This is a genomic window from Corynebacterium sanguinis (genome assembly GCF_007641235.1).
Lineage (GTDB): Bacteria > Actinomycetota > Actinomycetes > Mycobacteriales > Mycobacteriaceae > Corynebacterium > Corynebacterium sanguinis.
In genome coordinates this window covers 1899557-1916546 of sequence record NZ_CP038157.1, presented here as the reverse complement: position 1 = coordinate 1916546, position 16990 = coordinate 1899557, and the positions used below count along the sequence as shown (strand labels likewise).

The 16990-nt window shown below is 64.2% G+C and carries 15 protein-coding genes and 1 pseudogene; 10 read left to right on the top strand and 6 right to left on the bottom strand.

Translation table 11 applies throughout. The features are described from left to right. Positions 1-22 precede the first annotated feature (22 nt). Positions 23-670: a TVP38/TMEM64 family protein gene (locus E3227_RS09265; protein WP_144318257.1), complete on the top strand. Its 648-nt coding sequence runs from the start codon at positions 23-25 to the stop codon at positions 668-670. 6 nt (positions 671-676) lie between these two features. Continuing rightward, entirely contained in the window at positions 677-1225 is a 549-nt protein-coding gene (locus tag E3227_RS09260; RefSeq protein ID WP_136652558.1) for a MarR family transcriptional regulator, read from the top strand. Here the strand turns inward: E3227_RS09260 and E3227_RS09255 are convergent. The 3 genes from E3227_RS09255 to E3227_RS09245 are packed head-to-tail and all read right to left on the bottom strand — an operon-like array spanning position 1222 to position 3723. Further along, positions 1222-2433 (bottom strand): SPFH domain-containing protein, encoded by a 1212-nt coding sequence (locus E3227_RS09255; protein WP_144318256.1) that lies wholly within the window; start codon positions 2431-2433, stop codon positions 1222-1224. The two genes, E3227_RS09260 and E3227_RS09255, sit on opposite strands and share 4 nt — an antisense overlap. Beyond that, positions 2433-2861 carry an NfeD family protein gene (locus E3227_RS09250; RefSeq protein ID WP_144318255.1) on the bottom strand — a complete coding sequence of 143 codons (429 nt, stop codon included), beginning with the start codon at positions 2859-2861 and terminating at the stop codon, positions 2433-2435. The genes E3227_RS09255 and E3227_RS09250 overlap by 1 nt, the downstream gene beginning before the upstream one ends. 19 nt (positions 2862-2880) lie before the next feature. Continuing rightward, positions 2881-3723 (bottom strand): DUF3097 domain-containing protein, encoded by an 843-nt coding sequence (locus E3227_RS09245; protein ID WP_144318254.1) that lies wholly within the window; start codon positions 3721-3723, stop codon positions 2881-2883. A 45-nt stretch (positions 3724-3768) separates the two neighbouring features. Here E3227_RS09245 and E3227_RS09240 point away from each other — a divergent pair, with 45 nt between their 5' ends. Then, positions 3769-4539, top strand: coding sequence for a hypothetical protein (locus E3227_RS09240; RefSeq protein ID WP_136652554.1), 771 nt, complete (start codon positions 3769-3771; stop codon positions 4537-4539). Here E3227_RS09240 and E3227_RS09235 read toward each other — a convergent pair. The 3 genes from E3227_RS09235 to E3227_RS09225 all read right to left on the bottom strand — a co-directional run bounded on the left by E3227_RS09235 (position 4536) and on the right by E3227_RS09225 (position 8158). After that, positions 4536-5606, bottom strand: coding sequence for a ferrochelatase (locus tag E3227_RS09235; RefSeq protein WP_144318253.1), 1071 nt, complete (start codon positions 5604-5606; stop codon positions 4536-4538). The two genes, E3227_RS09240 and E3227_RS09235, sit on opposite strands and share 4 nt — an antisense overlap. Positions 5607-5616: 10 nt before the next feature. Further along, positions 5617-7143: a DIP1281 family NlpC/P60 protein gene (locus E3227_RS09230; protein ID WP_144318252.1), complete on the bottom strand. Its 1527-nt coding sequence runs from the start codon at positions 7141-7143 to the stop codon at positions 5617-5619. A gap of 535 nt (positions 7144-7678) precedes the next feature. Then, the gene (locus E3227_RS09225; protein ID WP_006840297.1) at positions 7679-8158 is read right to left on the bottom strand and encodes an Rv1476 family membrane protein; all 480 of its coding nucleotides are present in this window, start codon (positions 8156-8158) and stop codon (positions 7679-7681) included. 298 nt (positions 8159-8456) lie between these two features. Between E3227_RS09225 and acnA the strand changes: the two genes are divergently transcribed. The 7 genes and pseudogenes from acnA to E3227_RS09190 all read left to right on the top strand — a co-directional run bounded on the left by acnA (position 8457) and on the right by E3227_RS09190 (position 16843). Continuing rightward, positions 8457-11237 (top strand): aconitate hydratase AcnA, encoded by a 2781-nt coding sequence (gene acnA / locus E3227_RS09220; protein WP_211346225.1) that lies wholly within the window; start codon positions 8457-8459, stop codon positions 11235-11237. Positions 11238-11337: 100 nt separating this feature from the next. Next, positions 11338-11905 (top strand): annotated as a pseudogene (locus E3227_RS09215) (TetR/AcrR family transcriptional regulator). Positions 11906-11929: 24 nt separating this feature from the next. Then, entirely contained in the window at positions 11930-12658 is a 729-nt protein-coding gene (locus tag E3227_RS09210; protein WP_144318250.1) for a glutamine amidotransferase-related protein, read from the top strand. Positions 12659-12697: 39 nt separating this feature from the next. Beyond that, positions 12698-12967: an ACT domain-containing protein gene (locus E3227_RS09205; RefSeq protein WP_144318249.1), complete on the top strand. Its 270-nt coding sequence runs from the start codon at positions 12698-12700 to the stop codon at positions 12965-12967. 55 nt (positions 12968-13022) lie between these two features. After that, positions 13023-14342, top strand: coding sequence for a PFL family protein (locus E3227_RS09200; protein WP_246062943.1), 1320 nt, complete (start codon positions 13023-13025; stop codon positions 14340-14342). Positions 14343-14382: 40 nt separating this feature from the next. Next, entirely contained in the window at positions 14383-15069 is a 687-nt protein-coding gene (locus tag E3227_RS09195) for a MerR family transcriptional regulator (protein ID WP_144318247.1), read from the top strand. 430 nt (positions 15070-15499) lie between these two features. Then, positions 15500-16843, top strand: a complete 1344-nt coding sequence (locus tag E3227_RS09190) for an IS256 family transposase (protein ID WP_144317347.1) — start codon at positions 15500-15502, stop codon at positions 16841-16843. Positions 16844-16990: the final 147 nt, after the last annotated feature.

Here is a 16990-nt window from a genome sequence, read left to right as displayed (position 1 = left end):
GTTTTTGCATTGGAAGGACCCCATGAGCAGATCCCGGCTTGCGCTCATCGCGGTCGCCGCTGCCCTATTCATCGCCTCATGGATGCTTCTCGACGTCCCCCCGCTCTCCGTCCTGCGCACCTGGGCCGACCAAACCGGAGCCTGGTTCCCGATCCTCTTCTGGGTGCTCTACGTCGTGGTTACGCAGTTCCCCATCCCGCGAACCGTGATGACGATCTCGGCCGGGGTGCTCTTCGGCACGGCGTGGGGCATCGTGATCGCGCTGAGCGCAACGACGGTGGCGGCGGCGATCTCGCTGCTCGTGGTGCGCTTCCTGCTGCGCGACTTCGTGGAGCCGCGCCTGAAGCACCCCGCGATGGAATCGCTCAACCGGCGGCTTGAGCAGCGCGGGTGGCTGGCGATCGCGAGCCTGCGGCTCATCGCCGTCGTGCCGTTTTCCATCCTCAACTACGCCGCCGCGCTCTCGCGCGTGCCGCTCGGCGCGTTCACCTTGGCCACCCTCGTCGGGTCCGCGCCCAACACGGCGATCGTGGCGGTGTTCGGCGATGCGCTCACCGGCGAGGTGAACCCCGTTGTGTTGGTCATCATGGGGGTGCTCGCGGTCGTCGGGACCGCTGGCTTGCTTCTCGACGCCACCCTGCCGACGCGCCGACTAAACCCGCTAGACTAGACCGATATGATCGCCGTCCACGCCCGCTACCGGGGCAAAGAAAAGGGCCGCGCCCAGCTTGTGAAGCGCTCGGCCGAGGCGTTGTCGACGCTTCCCGGGGTGGGCACGTTCGAGGTCGTTGGTGTGGAGGACATCCGCGCGCACGTGGACACGCCGGACGACGCGCTGAACGTGATCATGGCGTTGTTGTCCGACGGTAACTGGACTATCGGGCTCGGCATCACCGTGCGCGGGCCGGCGCTGAGCGCCGCGACCGAGGCGGCCGGGCGCAAGCCGGGAAGTGTGGGTGTGAGCACCGAGGCGGACGGCAGCGCGGCCGCGGACATCGCGGCCACGTTCGCGCTGATCGCGCACGTTTTGCTCAAGCGCACCCTCGAGGGCCGGGAGGCCACGGCCCTGGTGCGGCGCGGCATGAACCAAAACGAGGCTGCCGAAGCGCTGGGCATTTCCAAGCAGGCGATGAGCCAGCGCCTTCAGGCGGCCGGGTGGCAGGCGGAGCAGGCCGGCGTCACACTCGCGCTCAATCTGATCAGGCGGGCTGCCCAGCTGGACTAGGAGTCCTGCTCCGTGACAGGATTAACCACCGGCTCCTGCACGCGCGTGCGCGGCTCAAGGTCGCGGCTGGCGGTGACGGCGCGCTCGATCTCGGGGCGATCCATCGTCGGGTCCGGGGCGTCGACGTGCTTGTTGGCCACGGCGCGAGCCTCGGCCAGCGCCTTGGCCAACTCCGGGTCGGTGGACGTGTCGAACCAGCGGTCGGTGTCCTCCACCCCGGCCATGTCCTTGGTCTCCTGGTCCACGCTGGAGGTTTCGTAGCGGAAGACGCCGTCGTCGTCCTTGTGCGCGAACGCCTTGGCAAATTGCTCGAGCGAATCGCCGAGCTGCGAGGGAATCATCCACATCGTCGCGGCCTCGTTGTTCGCGATCTCCGGCAGCTTCTCCAGGTACTGGTACGCCAGCAGCTCGGGCGTGACACCGGAAGACTTGATCGCGGCGTTGACCTTCTGCAGCGCGCGGGCCTCACCCTGCGCGGAGAGGTACTTTGCGGCGCGGTCGCCCTCGGCGCGCAGGATCATCGCCTGGCGCTCGGCCTCGGCGGACAAAATGGCGGCGTGCTTCTCGCCCTCGGCGGAAAGGATGCGGGCCTGCTTCTCACCCTCGGCGGTCTTGATATCGGACTCGCGCTTACCCTCCGCGGTAAGAATCATCGCACGCTTCTCGCGGTCCGCCTTCATCTGCATCTCCATGGACTGCTGGATGGACGGCGGCGGATCAATCGCCTTGAGCTCAACGCGGCTGATGCGAAGGCCCCACTTCGCGGTCGCGGCGTCGAGCTCGCCGCGCAGGCGCCGGTTGATGGTTTCGCGCGACGTCAGGGTCTCTTCCAGGGTCATGCCGCCGACGACGTCGCGAAGCGTAGCGACGGAGATTTGCTCCACGCCGACGAGGTAGTTATCCACGCCGTAGATCGCCTTGGCGGGGTCGTTGATTTGGAAAGTGACCACGATGTCGATGGCCACCGTCAGGTTGTCCTGAGTGATCACGGCCTGCGGCGGGAAGGACACGACGCGCTCGCGCGTATCGACGCGCTGGCGAACGCGGTCGATAAACGGCACGAGCAGGGTCACTCCGCCGGAGACGGTGCGGGTGTAGCGGCCAAGGCGCTCAATGACCGCGGCCTCGCCTTGCTGGATCATCTTGATGGAACTGAACAGGATCGCCACCAGCAAGATGATGATGACGGCTGCAACTATTGCGCCCACTAGGGCTCCTTCCAGACGACCGCAACGGGGCCGTCGATATCCGAAACGGTAACGTGCGCTCCAGCCGGAATGGTCTCGTACGGGTCGAGCGAGCGGGCGGACCAGATGCCGCCGTCGAGACGCACCTGCCCGCCGTGCGGGGTGATGTCCTCGAGCACTTCGGCGCGTGCGCCGACGAGGGCTCGCGGGCTGTCGTCGTAGGCCCCTGGTTTGTGGAACTGCTTGTGCAGGTAGGGGCGAAGGAAGAACCAGAACGCGGCCGAGGACGCGACGAACACCGCGACTTCAGCCCACAGGGGGATCCCCGCTAACGAGACACCGGCTGCTGTGAGCGCACCCGCGGCGAGCATAAGGAACGTGAATTCACCGGCGGCCAGTTCGAGGCCAGCCAGTACTGCTGCTGCGATAAACCAAACGATTGCGCCCACACCCGCCACCTTACATGCGTCAGAGGTCCGACTTTTTGAGCTGCGGGTTGGTGACGAAGTCAACGAGCCTTTCGACGGCCCCGATCAGCGTGTAGTCCAAGTCCTTGTACGTGTTCACGGCTGAGTACACGCGGTGCCACCCTTCCGAGGTGTCGCCCCAGCCGAGCCGGCGGCACACGCCCTGCTTCCAGTCCTCGCCGTACGGCACCTGCGGCCACTCGCGAATGCGCACGCTCGCGGGCTTCACGGCCGCCCAGATGTCGATGTAGGGGTGGCCGGTGACAAGGACGTCGGGCCCGACGTTCTCCACGAGCCGGGTCTCCTTGCTGCCCTCGACGAGGTGGTCGGCGAGAACGCCGATGCGCCTGCCCGGGCCGGGCTGAAACTCCTCCAGTCGTGCCGCGAGGTTGTCGAGCCCCTCGAGGTACTCCACCACCACTCCCTCGACGCGCAGGTCGTGGCCCCACACCTTCTCCACAATCGCGGCGTCGTGGATGCCCTCAACCCAGATACGGCTCGGCATCGCGACTTTCGCGCGCACCCCCTCGACGCGCCGCGACCCCGAGTTCGACACCGCGGGGGCCTGTTGCTCAGCGACGGCGCGCGTCAGCGTAACCCGGTGGCCCTCGACTTCGAACGCCCCGGGCAGCATCTTGAACAGCCGCTGCGTCCCGCGCCGGTCTTCGAGCCGGACGAAGTCGCCATCGTGGGTGCGATCGAACGCGATGACTGCGCCCACGAAATCGGAGCCGACGACCTCGACGACGATGCCCGGTTCGGCCTGGACCTCGGGGTATGCGGGCTTGCGTCGGCGGGCGTGGCCTTTGAGGATATCTGAGCCATAGGGGTCGTTACGTGTCATAGTCGGCTCAGTCTACCGCGCGGCGGTGCGCTACCATTGCCCCTCATGCACATCCGAGCAGGCGTCTACTCCCCGCTGCAAAACACCGCGGTGTGGCTCGCCGCGTGGCTCTACGGCGCCGAGTCCACCGACGAGACGGCCGCGGCGCTGACCGACCTCGGCGGCCGTCACATCTACCGCGACGAGGGCATCGCCGCCTTGCTTCTCGACGCCCGCACCAGCGCCGACTTGAGCTCACGCGAGCCTGTAGTCCGCCTGATTCTGTGGGGGCCGGGCCAGGCGGCCACGCTGCGTGCCGGCTCCCCCGCCGCGCAGGCGCTCGGGCCAGCCGGCGCGCTCGTGATCAAGGGCGAAGATGGCCTCTCCCACGTGCTCGTGCCCCACTACGACGTTGAGAATGCCGGCGTTGCCTGGCGCTGGTTCGAGGAGACGGAGCGGCTCCCGGAGCCGTCGTGGCTCAGCCCCGGCGAGGCGGACGCGCTGCTGGCGCGGGCGACGGAGGACGCGGCGGTGCTCATCGAGGCAGCCGGCGGTGCGCGCACCGACCTGCCGAACCCCCGGCTCACCGTGGGCTCGATCGCGGACTTCTACGACACCCCCGGATTGCCGAGGGGTGTGACGCCGCGGGCGGCGAAGATCTTTGCGCGGGCGGATCGCGTCGCTGCGATCGTCGAAACGGTGACTGAGCGCGCGAACGACCACAGCTTCGACCCGCAGCTTTTCGCCCTCTGGCGTCACATCCGCACCGCCCGGATGGCCGGCGTTGCCGACGCGGTGCGTGACTACCAGAGGGCGTGGGATCGGGCGTACCGCTAGACCACCGGGTTCTGCGGGTGACTCGGCGCCGGCATGCCCGGGCGCTGCATCATGCAGCAATCCGGCGCGCACGGCGAGCCGTTGACCGTGCAGCCCTGGACCGTGACCTCTGACAAGGTGGCGGGCTTTTCCTTCTGGGTGACGTTTTCGGCGATGTCCACCACCATTGAGGCGAACCCCGGCTCGAGACCGACGGTGGGAACGCGATCCACCGTAATGCCCGCTTCGGCGCAATCGTCCTTGAGCTCGGTGTCGAGGTCCCACACCACTTCCATGTGGTCGGTGATGAACCCGATCGGGACGCACACGATGTGCTTGACACCCTCCTTGCCCAGCTCGAGGGAGCGGTCGACAACGTCGGGCTCAAGCCACGGGGTGGCGGGGTTGCCGGAGCGCGACTGCCAGACGACCTCGTAGTCGGAAATGCCCGCGGCCTCGGCGACGAGGCGGGAGGCCTCTGCGACCTGGCGGGAGTACAGGTTGGGGTCCTTCGGCCCGCCCGAGGAGTCGTCAGCGGCGTTGGGCACCGAGTGCGCGGTGAACAGCACGCGGGAAACCGACTGGTCAGCGGCCTCCCACGCGGCGCGCGTCGGCCGCGCCATCAGCTCGACGAAGGCGGGGTGGCCGTAGAACTGCCACAGCTTGGTGTACTCGATCTCCGGTGTGATCTCGCGCAGGCGCAGGATGTCCTCGTCGTACTGGCGGCAGGCGGAGTAGCCGCCCCACGCGGAGGTGGCGAACACCAGCACGCGCTTGTGCCCGGCGGCCTGGATCTCCTTGGCCGTATCCTCGGCCATCGGGTGCCAGTTGCGGTTGCCGAAGTAGACCGGCAGGTCGTGGCCGCGGGCGGCCAGTTCCTTCTCGATGTTGGCGATGATCTCGCGGTTCTGCTGGTTGATTGGGCTGACCCCACCGAAGTGGAAGTAATGCTCGCCCACCTCAGCGAGGCGCTCGCGGGGGATGCCGCGCCCGCGGGTTACGTTCTCAAGAAAAGGAATAACCTCGTCCTCCCCTTCGGGTCCACCGAAGGAAAGAACGAGGAGTGCGTCGTAGTCGTTCAATGCCATGTACCTGATGTTAGAGCAGGCGCACGGCTTTCGGGGACATACCCGACCAGCGCACTGGGGAGACGCGCACGGTCTGGCCCGCCGACGGGGCCTCGATCATCGTGCCATCGCCGAGGTAGATGGCGACGTGGCTGTCACCGTTGTTGCCCCAGAACAGCAGATCGCCGCGTTGTGCCTGGCTGGGGTCGACCTGGGTGCCGCGTTGGTACTGGTAGCCGGTGTAGTGCGGCAGCGAGATACCCACGCCCGCGAAGGCGTAGAGGACGAGCCCAGAACAATCGAAGCCCTTGATGCTGCCCCCGTTAACGCCGTAGGTGGGGCCGTTGGCGTCACCGCCTCCCCACACATAGGGGGTTCCGACCGTCGCCATCGCACGCGCGATTACGGTCTCCACCTTCGAGGAGTTCGGGGCGGCCGGGAGATTATCGGCGATGTTGCTGGACACTTCCTCCGCCGTCGGCACGTCCGGCAGCACGGAGGACACATCCGGGCTGGGAGCCGACGACACATCCGGGGACAGCACGGAGGACAGGCCGCTGGAAAACGCGGCGATGAGCTCGCTGCTACTGCTTCCGTACGGGTTCTCAAACCCGCCGTGCGCCGCCTGCGAGGAGCCGACAAGAGCGGCCGCCGCGGCGATCGACGCCGCCTGGGATGACAGGTCCTCGCTTGCCGACGCGTCACCGCCGTAGAGGGTCAGCGCGGTTTCCACCGCCTGGGTTACCTGCTCCTCGCTCGGGGCCGGCGCGTCGGGGGCAATCTCCGCCACGGTGGTTTCTACGGTGTCTTCGACCGCGCTTTCCAGCTCGCTGAGAGTTTGGGCGTCGACACGCTCGGTGGCGGGCGCGGTGGCTGGTTCAGCGGCGGGTTCGGTGGCGGGCTCTGCCGCGGCCTCGGGCCTAACCTGCGCCAACTGCTCCTGGGAGGCCTTGTGCTGCTCGACGGCGCTGTCGCGCTCGGCGAGGCGAACGTCGAGCTCGGCCTGGTTTGTCTCCAGAGTGGAGCGCGCCTGGCTCTCGGCGTCGGCCGCGGCCTGGGCGGTGCTCTCGGCGTGCTCGGAGGCGAGGCGCAGGCGGGACTCCTCGTTGGCAGCTTCTGTGCGGGCCCGCTCGACGCTGTCGAGCTTCGCCTGCTTCTCCTCAATCTGTTGGCGCAGGAACATGGAGCGGTCGAGCAGATCGCGCTGCGCATCGCTGCTTCCCAAGCCGGCGAGCGGAGACGGGCTGCCGCCGTTGCGGTACTGGGTGCGGGTCAGTGATTCGAGCTCCGCGCGTGCCGCGTCGACGTCGGCCTGCGACTGCGTCAGGCGACGCTGCGCCTCCTCGGCGCCGCGTCGGGCCTGCTCTGCGGCCGCCTGGGCGTCGTAAAGATCGACGAGCGCTTGGTTGACGCTCTCGGTGAGGTCTCCAATGGTGACGTCGAGAGAATCGATGCGGGCTTGGGCAGACGAGATGGCGGCGACGAGCGACGAGGCGCTCTGCTCTTGCGCCTGTGCCGCGGGTTGCACAACGGCACCCGCCGCACACAACAAGGACATGGTGGTCGAGCATGCAACGATGCGGGTCGTGAGATGCGACCAGCGTCGTCGGATGCCAGTGGCATGGGTATCCACAAGGGCTCCTCACGGCGCGCGTCGCGACGAGGCACGGTTGCGAGGCGCTGAGAAACCGAACAGGGCCCACACCGGCCTCACCCCATCGGCCTTGTTGACTAGACAAGGCTAGGGGCTGGACACGCGTTGACTATTGACTGACTACTTAAGCCGATCCGCAAGACTGATCGCCCTTCTACTCCCGGCCATCGCTAGTGTTTGGCGTGCTTCCCCACATGCCCGTACTAAAAACACCGCGTGTAGCTGATGTGATTGATGGTGAGATTGAAGTTAAATCCGACTCGCGAGCCGACAATGAAACCATACGCCACTTAATCAATCTGTTGCACAACCTTTACCAACTTTCACAGGCGTCAAGGTTTATAACGTGACCCAAGGGCGCACTACCCAGCGTGAACGCGACACGCCTAAGAGCGGAGTGACATTAGTCACACCCACCCTGTAATAGTTTGGTGAAGTCTTAAGCCTTGACCCGCGCCTGAAGGGCGGAAATGCCGGCCACAACAGCGAGGCCGATGATCACCGCGAGCGCGATGAGGGCCCAGTTCCAGGAGGTCGACTGCGCGGTGTCGATGAAGAGGCGCAGGCCCGCCGGGTAGTCCGGCTCCGCGACCATGGCGCGCTGCGCCGTCTCAATCTGGTGGCGCGTGAGGTGCTCACTGACCGCGGACGCAGCATGCGGGGTGCGGATGATCACCGTCTCGAAAGGGGTGTTCAGCACGAGGTCCTGGGCGACGTCGCGCAGGTCCGCCGGCTGCAGCGGAGTCGTTTCCAGCACGACCACCCCGACGGGGTCGATGGCTGTGGTGTCGGCGTTGCTGAGGGCGTCGTGAAGCGCTGCCTCGAGCCCGGGGTTGACGGGATTGTCGGTGCCGAAGGCGATGCCGTCGTCGAGGAGCTGCGAGCGCAACGACTCCATATCCGTGTCCGCGGGAATCATTCGGCGGCCTCCTAACGGCAGTAACGACGCGCCGCCACGGGCGCAGGTGCGCTCGCCATTATCCCAGCGCTGTGTCCTGCGCCGAGGATAAGGGCGCCCCGGCGTGTCGACGCCTACTCCCCTACCCCCGGTTGTGTGTCGCTGCCAGTGCCGAAGCACGCGCTCAGTGCGTAAACCTTGCAGCCGTTGGGTTAATATAAGCGCCGAGAGGTGGACTGTGCCCCTAAGATAGGCATTGACCACCCCAATGGGTCGTATTTGACTCACATTGGTTTAACGACGAGAAATGGAGCTCACTGTGGCTGAAAGCAAGAACTCCTTCAACGCCAAGCGCACGCTCGAGGTAGGCGGGAAGTCTTACGACTACTACGCACTCGACGCCGTCGACGGCATGGAGAAGCTTCCCTACTCCCTGAAGGTTCTCGGCGAGAACCTCCTGCGCACCGAGGATGGCAAGAACGTCACCGCGGACCACATCAACGCGATCGCGAACTGGGAGCCGGCCGCAGAGCCCTCCATCGAAATCCAGTTCACCCCGGCCCGCGTCCTTATGCAGGACTTCACCGGTGTGCCCTGTGTTGTCGACCTCGCCACCATGCGCGAGGCCGTTTCCACCCTCGGTGGCAACCCGGACCAGGTCAACCCGCTGAACCCGGCTGAGATGGTTATTGACCACTCCGTGATCATCGAGGCCTTCGGTACCTCCGACGCTCTGGATAAGAACGTCGAGATCGAGTACCAGCGCAACGAGGAGCGCTACCAGTTCCTCCGCTGGGGTGCGGAGAACTTCTCCAACTTCCGCGTCGTCCCGCCGGGAACCGGTATTGTCCACCAGGTCAACATCGAGTACCTCTCCCGCGTCGTCTTCGACAACGACGGCGTTGCGTACCCGGACACCTGCATCGGCACCGACTCCCACACCACCATGGAAAACGGCCTCGGCATCCTCGGCTGGGGCGTCGGCGGCATCGAGGCAGAGGCGGCCATGCTCGGCCAGCCCGTCTCCATGCTCATCCCGCGCGTCGTCGGCTTCAAGCTCACCGGTGAGATCCCGGTCGGCGTGACCGCAACCGACGTGGTGCTCACCATCACCGAGATGCTGCGCGAGCACGGTGTGGTTCAGAAGTTCGTCGAGTTCTACGGCAACGGCGTTCGCCAGATCCCGCTGGCCAACCGCGCCACCATCGGCAACATGTCGCCCGAGTTCGGTTCGACCTGTGCGATCTTCCCGATCGACGAGGAGACCATCAGCTACCTCGAGCTGACCGGCCGCGACAAGGAGACCATCGAGCGCGTCGAGGCGTACGCCAAGGCGCAGGGCATGTGGCTCGAGCAGGACGCTCCGGAGGCTGAGTACTCCGAGTACCTCGAGCTCGACCTCTCCACCGTCGTGCCGTCCATCGCCGGCCCGAAGCGCCCCCAGGACCGCATCCTGCTGTCCGAGTCGAAGCAGACCTTCCGCAACCAGCTTCCGGACTACAACGACGCCGGCAACGAGACGTTCGAGCCGGTCCGCGCCGAGACGGTTGAGACCGTCTCCTACAACGAGTCTTGGCCGGGCAACGGCGAGTCCGCTGCCGAGGGTGCTGAGGGCCGCGCTTCCAAGCCGGTCATCGTCGAGTCCCCGCAGGGCGGCGAGTACACCGTCGACCACGGCATGGTCGCCATCGCGGCAATTACCTCCTGCACCAACACCTCCAACCCGTCCGTCATGGTCGGCGCGGCGCTGCTGGCCCGCAAGGCTGCTGAGAAGGGCCTGAAGGCTAAGCCGTGGGTCAAGACCATCATGGCTCCGGGCTCCCAGGTCGTCGACGGTTACTACAACCGCGCGGACCTGTGGAAGGACCTCGAGGCCGTTGGCTTCTACCTCACCGGCTTCGGCTGCGCATCCTGCATCGGTAACTCCGGCCCGCTGCCGAACGAGGTCTCTGACGCCATCAACGAGTACGACCTCACCGCGACGGCTGTTCTCTCCGGCAACCGTAACTTCGAGGGCCGCATCTCCCCGGACGTGAAGATGAACTACCTCGCGTCCCCGCTGCTTGTTATCGCCTACTCGATTGCCGGCACCATGGACTTCGACTTCGAATCCCAGCCGCTCGGCCAGGACTCCGAGGGCAACGAGGTGTTCCTCAAGGACGTGTGGCCGTCGCCGGAGGAGATCGAGAAGACCATCTCCGACACCATCTCCCGCGAAATGTACGAGGCTGACTACGCCGACGTGTTCAAGGGTGACGCTCAGTGGCAGGGCCTGGACATCCCCCAGGGCAAGACCTTCGCGTGGAACGAGGACTCCACCTACATCCGCAAGGCACCGTACTTCGACGGCATGCCGACGGAGCCGGAGGTCGTGACCGACATCTCCGGTGCACGCGTTCTAGCGAAGCTGGGCGATTCGGTCACCACCGACCACATCTCCCCCGCTTCGTCGATCAAGCCGGGCACCCCGGCCGCGAACTACCTCGACTCCCACGGTGTCGAGCGCGAGGACTACAACTCCTTCGGTTCCCGCCGTGGCAACCACGAGGTCATGGTTCGCGGTACCTTCGCCAACATCCGCCTGCGCAACCAGCTGGTGGAAGAGGCCGGTGGATACACCCGTGACTTCACCCAGGAGGGTGCACCGCAGGCGTTCATCTACGACGCCGCCCAGAACTACGCTGAGGCTGGCATCCCGCTCGTCGTCCTGGCGGGCAAGGAGTACGGCACCGGCTCCTCGCGCGACTGGGCTGCAAAGGGCACCAACCTGCTCGGCGTCAAGGCCGTCATCACCGAGTCGTTTGAGCGTATTCACCGCTCGAACCTCATCGGCATGGGCGTTCTGCCGCTGCAGTTCCCGGAGGGCGAGTCCCACGAGACCCTGGGTCTCGACGGCACCGAGACCTTCGACATCTCCGGAGTGACCGCATTCAACGAGGGCGACACCATCCCGGAGACCGTCCACGTCACCGCCACCAAGGAAGGCGGCGAGACGGTCGAGTTCGACGCCAAGGTTCGCGTTGACACGCCTGGTGAGGCTGAGTACTACCGCCACGGCGGTATCCTGCAGTACGTGCTGCGCCAGATGGTGAAGAACTAACACCATCATTTGACCATTAGGTCACACAGGGGGTCTCCTGCCGGATGGGCGGGTGGCCTCCTTTCTTCTCCCCTCATGCCGATATGTGAACGGAGCACGCATGCCGATTATCAGCGACAACGAATTGTCGCGTCGTCGCCAGGAAATCATTGAGTCCGCTCGGTTGTGTTTCGCACGCTACGGCTACGAGGGGGCCACGGTGTCACGGCTCGAGAAAGCGACCGGCAAGACCCGGGGTGCGATCTTCCACCACTTCAGGGACAAGGAGGAGCTGTTCCTCGCCATCGCCGCCGAGGATGCAGCCCGCCAAGCGGAGGTTGTCGCACAGCACGGCTTGATTGAGGTGATGCGCAGAATCGTGCGCAACCCGGACTCCAACGACTGGTTCATCACACGTTCCGAAATCGTGCGCAGGTTGCGTACTGACCCTAGATTTCGAGATACGGTGGCGAACCCATCAGGTTGTGCTCGACGATGCTCTGCGTCAACGCCTGGAGGACAACGCGCTCATGCGTGACGACGTCTCTCCCGACGTGATTCAGGAATACCTCACCACCGTTTTCGAGGGGCTGATCATCAAGTTGGCCGCAGGCGTTCCCGCCGACCGGCTGGAAGCAATTCTCGATCTGGTGGAACAGTCGGTACGGACCCCGGCGCACCGGGAGTAGACAGAGCGGTATAGGATGTCGCCCATGGCACGCATTCTCCTTGTTTCCTTGCGCACCGGTGAGCTCGGCCCCCAGGTCGCGCGCGCCGAATTTAACGACGTCCTCAAGGCAACCGGACTTCGCGAACGGGACCTGGAGATGCGGGTGATCAGTGATGCCAACACCCCGATCGGTTCTCTCGACGCTGTTGACGGAGTGGTTGTGGGTGGCAGCTCACTCAATGTCACCGCGCCTGAATACGACGTGTGGCAAGAACACGTCCACCGTGAGCTGTCGGGGATCCTCCACTGCGGCCTTCCCGTTTTCTTTGTCTGCTTCGGCATTAGCTGGCTCGTCGCCGAACTCGGCGGTACGGTCGGTCATTCCGCACCGGAAGTCTCGGGGCCGAGCGTCGTCACGCTTGCCGCTCCAGCCAGCACGGACCCGCTCCTTGAAGACTTCCCCGATACTTTCACGGTGTTGACCGGGCACACGGAGAACCCGGAGATCCTGCCGGACTCACTCGAGGTACTCGCTGGCGGCCCGACCTGCCCGGTGCAGATGGTTCGCTACGGCGATCGCGTCTGGGCCACGCAATTCCACGCGGAGATGGACGCTGCAGCGATGCGCACGCGGATGGACTTCTTCTACGACTACGGCTACTTCCCGCTAACGGAGTACGACACCATTGTCGCCGCATTGCCCAGCGTGGATGCTACGTGGTCAAACGAGATACTCCGGCGATTCGTTGAATTCTGCTCTCATACCGGGTAGCTCGGTGGCGTGTCGGGGTGGGGTTCTACACTCACATACATGCACGCAATCATCACCACGACCGGACGGGACCGGGTCGGAATCATCGCCGGTGTCGCCAACGCCGCCGCGGAACGGGGCCTGAACATCGTCGACGTCTCCCAGACCCTGATGGATGACTTCTTCACCATGATCATGCGGGTTGCACTGCCCGAGGGCGAGATTGACATGGGGGATCTCCAGGCGCACCTTTCCGCCAACGGCGAGCGACTCGGTGTCGTGGTGCGCATTCAGTCAGAGGAACTATTCACCGCAATGAACGAGGTGTAGCGCCGTGGCATCAGACATTGACTTCAAGGCCCGCCGCATCCTCGACGTGATTGCGATGATCGAGGATTACCGACTCTACATCCGCACCGTGACCATGGGGATCTCCCTGATCGGGTGTGCACGCGCGACGATGTCCGCTACCGCCGAGGCAGTCTACGACCGTGTCACCGAGCGCGCGGCACGCCTGGTTGAGGTGTGCGAGGGCATCGAGCGTGAACTGGGTATACCGATCGTAAACAAGCGCATCTCGGTCTCCCCCATCTCGCTCGTGGCAGCGGAGCTCGATGGCAATCCCGCCGACATCGCCGCCTCACTTGACCGCGCCGCCGCCGCACTGGGCGTGAACTTCGTCGGAGGCTACTCCTCCCTCGTGGAGAAAGGCATGACGGAATCCGATCGCCGCCTTATCGCCTCGATACCGGAGGCCTTAGCTACGACGAGCAATGTGTGTGGATCGGTCAACGTGGCCACCTCGCGCGCGGGCATCAACATGGACGCTGTGGCCCAGATGGGTCAGGTGGTCAAACAGGCTGCGGAACTAACGGCCGAGGAATCCTCCATTGCCTGTGCCAAGCTCGTCGTCTTCGCCAACGCGGTGGGAGACAACCCCTTCATGGCGGGGGCCTTCCACGGTATCGAGGAGCCGGACACGGTGGTATCGGTGGGTGTTTCCGGGCCCGGTGTCGTCGACCATGCGATCGGCTCACTTGAGGGTGCCAGTCTCAACGAGGTGGCCGAGGAAATCAAGAAGGCGGCGTTCAAGATCACGCGCGCCGGACAGCTGGTGGGAACATTGGCCTCGAAACGTCTGGGTGTGCCCTTCGGCATCGTGGACCTCTCCCTCGCCCCCACCGCAGAGATTGGCGATTCCGTCGCCCACATCCTCGAGCGGATGGGTTTGGACCAGGTTGGAACCCACGGAACGACCGCTGCGCTCGCGCTGCTGAACGACGCCGTGAAGAAAGGTGGAATGATGGCCTGCTCGCGCGTCGGCGGTCTCTCCGGATCTTTCGTCCCTGTCTCGGAGGATCAGGGCATGATCGACGCGGTGCGGGCGGGCTCCATCTCGATGGACAAGCTCGAGGCGATGACGTCGATCTGCTCGGTCGGTTTCGACATGGTTGCCATCCCCGGTGACACATCCGCCGAACTTATTGCGGGAATGATCGCAGATGAAGCCGCAATCGGTGTGATGAACCATAAGACGACCGCTGCACGTCTTATCCCCGTCCCGGGAACGGTTCCCGGCGATGAAGTGAACTTCGGTGGTCTGCTGGGCTACGCCCCGGTGATTCCAGTGAGCAGCGTCGGCAACGAGGCATTTATCCGGCGCGGCGGCTTCATTCCAGCGCCCGTGCACGGTTTCCGAAACTAGGAGTTGACCCTGACACGGTGTCATAGTGGACACTAGGGGCATGAGGATATCGGATGTCGCCCACGCAGCCGGGTGCTCGGTGCGGGCGATTCGCTACCTGCACACAACGGGTGCTGTGGATGAGCCGAAGCGTACGGGTGCGAACTACAGGGACTACTCCCTCTCGGATGTGGCAGCCATTCTGCGTGCTCGCGCTTTGGTGGATGCCGGGGTTCCGGTAAACCAGATAAAGCAACCGGGTGCCGTCGGGCGGGCGCTGAATTTGATCGAGGAACGCATCGCGACACTCTTATCGCAGCGGGATCGGTTGATTGCTTTGTCCCAGACAGATGTCGGAGTGCCTGCTGATATCCGTCGAGACCTCCGCAACATTATTGAGGATGGGGCTTTGCTTGGACAGGAGCTCGATTCGCTGGATCTCATGGCACTCGCCGGCGTTGCTACAGAGGCAACGTGGGAACAATTGCGACGCAACATCCGCGACGCGACGTGTGTCACGGCCACTCACCGCTGCGTCGAACTCTGGCGGAAGCTGGGAGAAACTAATCCCACCCATGAGGAAATGGAGACTCTGATCGCTGAGCTCAGGCGACAATTACCCTCATCACTCCTCAACGGCATCGTGGACACTCTGAATTCAGGCAATATGGCGCTCGCCCCCGACGACGTTGACCTGACAGGAGCGCAATCCCTCGCACTGGCAGCTCTGATTGGGGGAGTGAGGTGAGCTCGGTCGTCGCATACCTATCGAAGCATCCGGGTTATCGGCTCTTCCGTCACGAACTAGAGCTTTACCGGGATACCTGGAAATGGTTTCGTGGACGTGTTGATGTTCCTACCGGGGCAAGGCTTCTGCCCTATCCCGCAGGAAGAGTACAGATGGTTGGCATGCTGAGCGCTGTCATGTCTGTAGAGATGGTCTGCGTACACCTGTTACTGCCCGTAGGAACGATTCGCCTACTCGCGCTCGTTATCTCACTGTGGGGACTTGCTTTTATGTGGGCTGCGCTGGCCTCCGAGCGGGTCTATCCGAGTTACGTAACGGACGATGAAGTCGTCTTGCGCAGGGGTCGCCACATTTTCGCGACGATACCCATGGAGGGTGTCAGATGGTTTGTGTGTGAGGGATTCCCCTCACACCAAGGAGATGAACCAGAATGACTACCGTGGCACGACGAAACCCAGAGGACTCCGCAAAGATCAAAGCGATCGAGGAAAAGCTCCTCGCCAATCCTGAGATGGCGAAGCTGATCGACGAGCTCGGCACCTCCACCACGGATGCCAACGATCTCGTCCGGGGCCTGCTCCAGGCCTCGATCAACCGGGGCCTCAACGCCGAGATGGATGCCCACCTCGGCTACCAGCACGGCGACCGGAACAGCAAGGAAGCCGCTGGTCAGAACAATTCCCGTAACGGTTCCTACCCCAAGCGGGTCGATTCGAACTACGGACCGGTCGATGTCGCTGTTCCCCGGGACCGTGACGGATCCTTCCTGCCGACAATGGTGCCCAAAGGATCCCGCCGGCTGACCGACGTCGACGACATGATCATCAGTCTCTATGCCGGTGGCATGACCGTCCGAGACATCCAGCACCACATGGCCACCGCCATGGGCGTGGACATCTCCCATGAAACAATCTCCGCGATCACCGATGCGGTCCTCGAGGAGGTCATGATCTGGCAGAACCGCCAACTTGATGAGTTCTACCCCGTGGTCTTCCTCGATGCGTTACGGATCAAAGTCCGTGACGGGGGCCGGGTGGTCAACAAATCCGCGTACCTGGCTATCGGGGTGGACATGGAGGGGATCAAACACATCCTGGGTATCTGGCTGGCTAAAGAGGAAGGAGCCTCGTTCTGGGCGCAGGTGTGTGCCAACCTCGCTACCCGCGGAGTGCACGATGTGTTCATCGTGTGCTGTGACGGGCTCAAGGGTCTGCCGGAGGCTGTGGAAGCCACCTGGCCGGATTCGATGGTCCAGACCTGTGTCGTCCACCTGATCAGGGCAGCAAACCGGTGGGTGGCCTATGGAGATCGTAAGGCGGTGTCCGCCGAGTTGAAGAAGATCTACACCGCCCCCACCGAGCAAACCGCTCTGGCGGCGTTGACGGAGTTCGAGGCCTCCGAGCTGGGGGAAAAGTATCCGCAGTCAGTCAAGGTGTGGCGCGATGCGTGGGACCGGTTCATCCCGTTCCTTGAGTTCCCACCGATGGCTAGGAAGGTGATCTACACCACGAACTCGATTGAGTCGATGAACAACGAGCTGCGTAAAGCCACCCGGAATCGGGTGCAGTTCACCAACGATGAGTCTGCGATCAAAACCGTGTGGTTGATGATCTGCAACATTGAGGACAAACGGGCCGCCAAGCGTGCTAAGCAGGGCAAACGGGTCGCGGCGACCAGCGGCCGGCTGATCGAGGGCAGGCGGGTGACGAACTGGAAGCAGGCCATCAACCAGATGTCTGTGGCTTACCCTGACCGCTTCGAGCCCTACCTCTAATAATCACGCCCCACACACAAACAACTTGACACGCTCTACCCATGCACTGTGTAGAGCAAGCACGGTTACGGCGAACGTTCGCCTCCGAGATCACGGTAGAGGGCGCTGAACTCGTCGTCGGCGGACCATCTGGCACAGACACGGAAC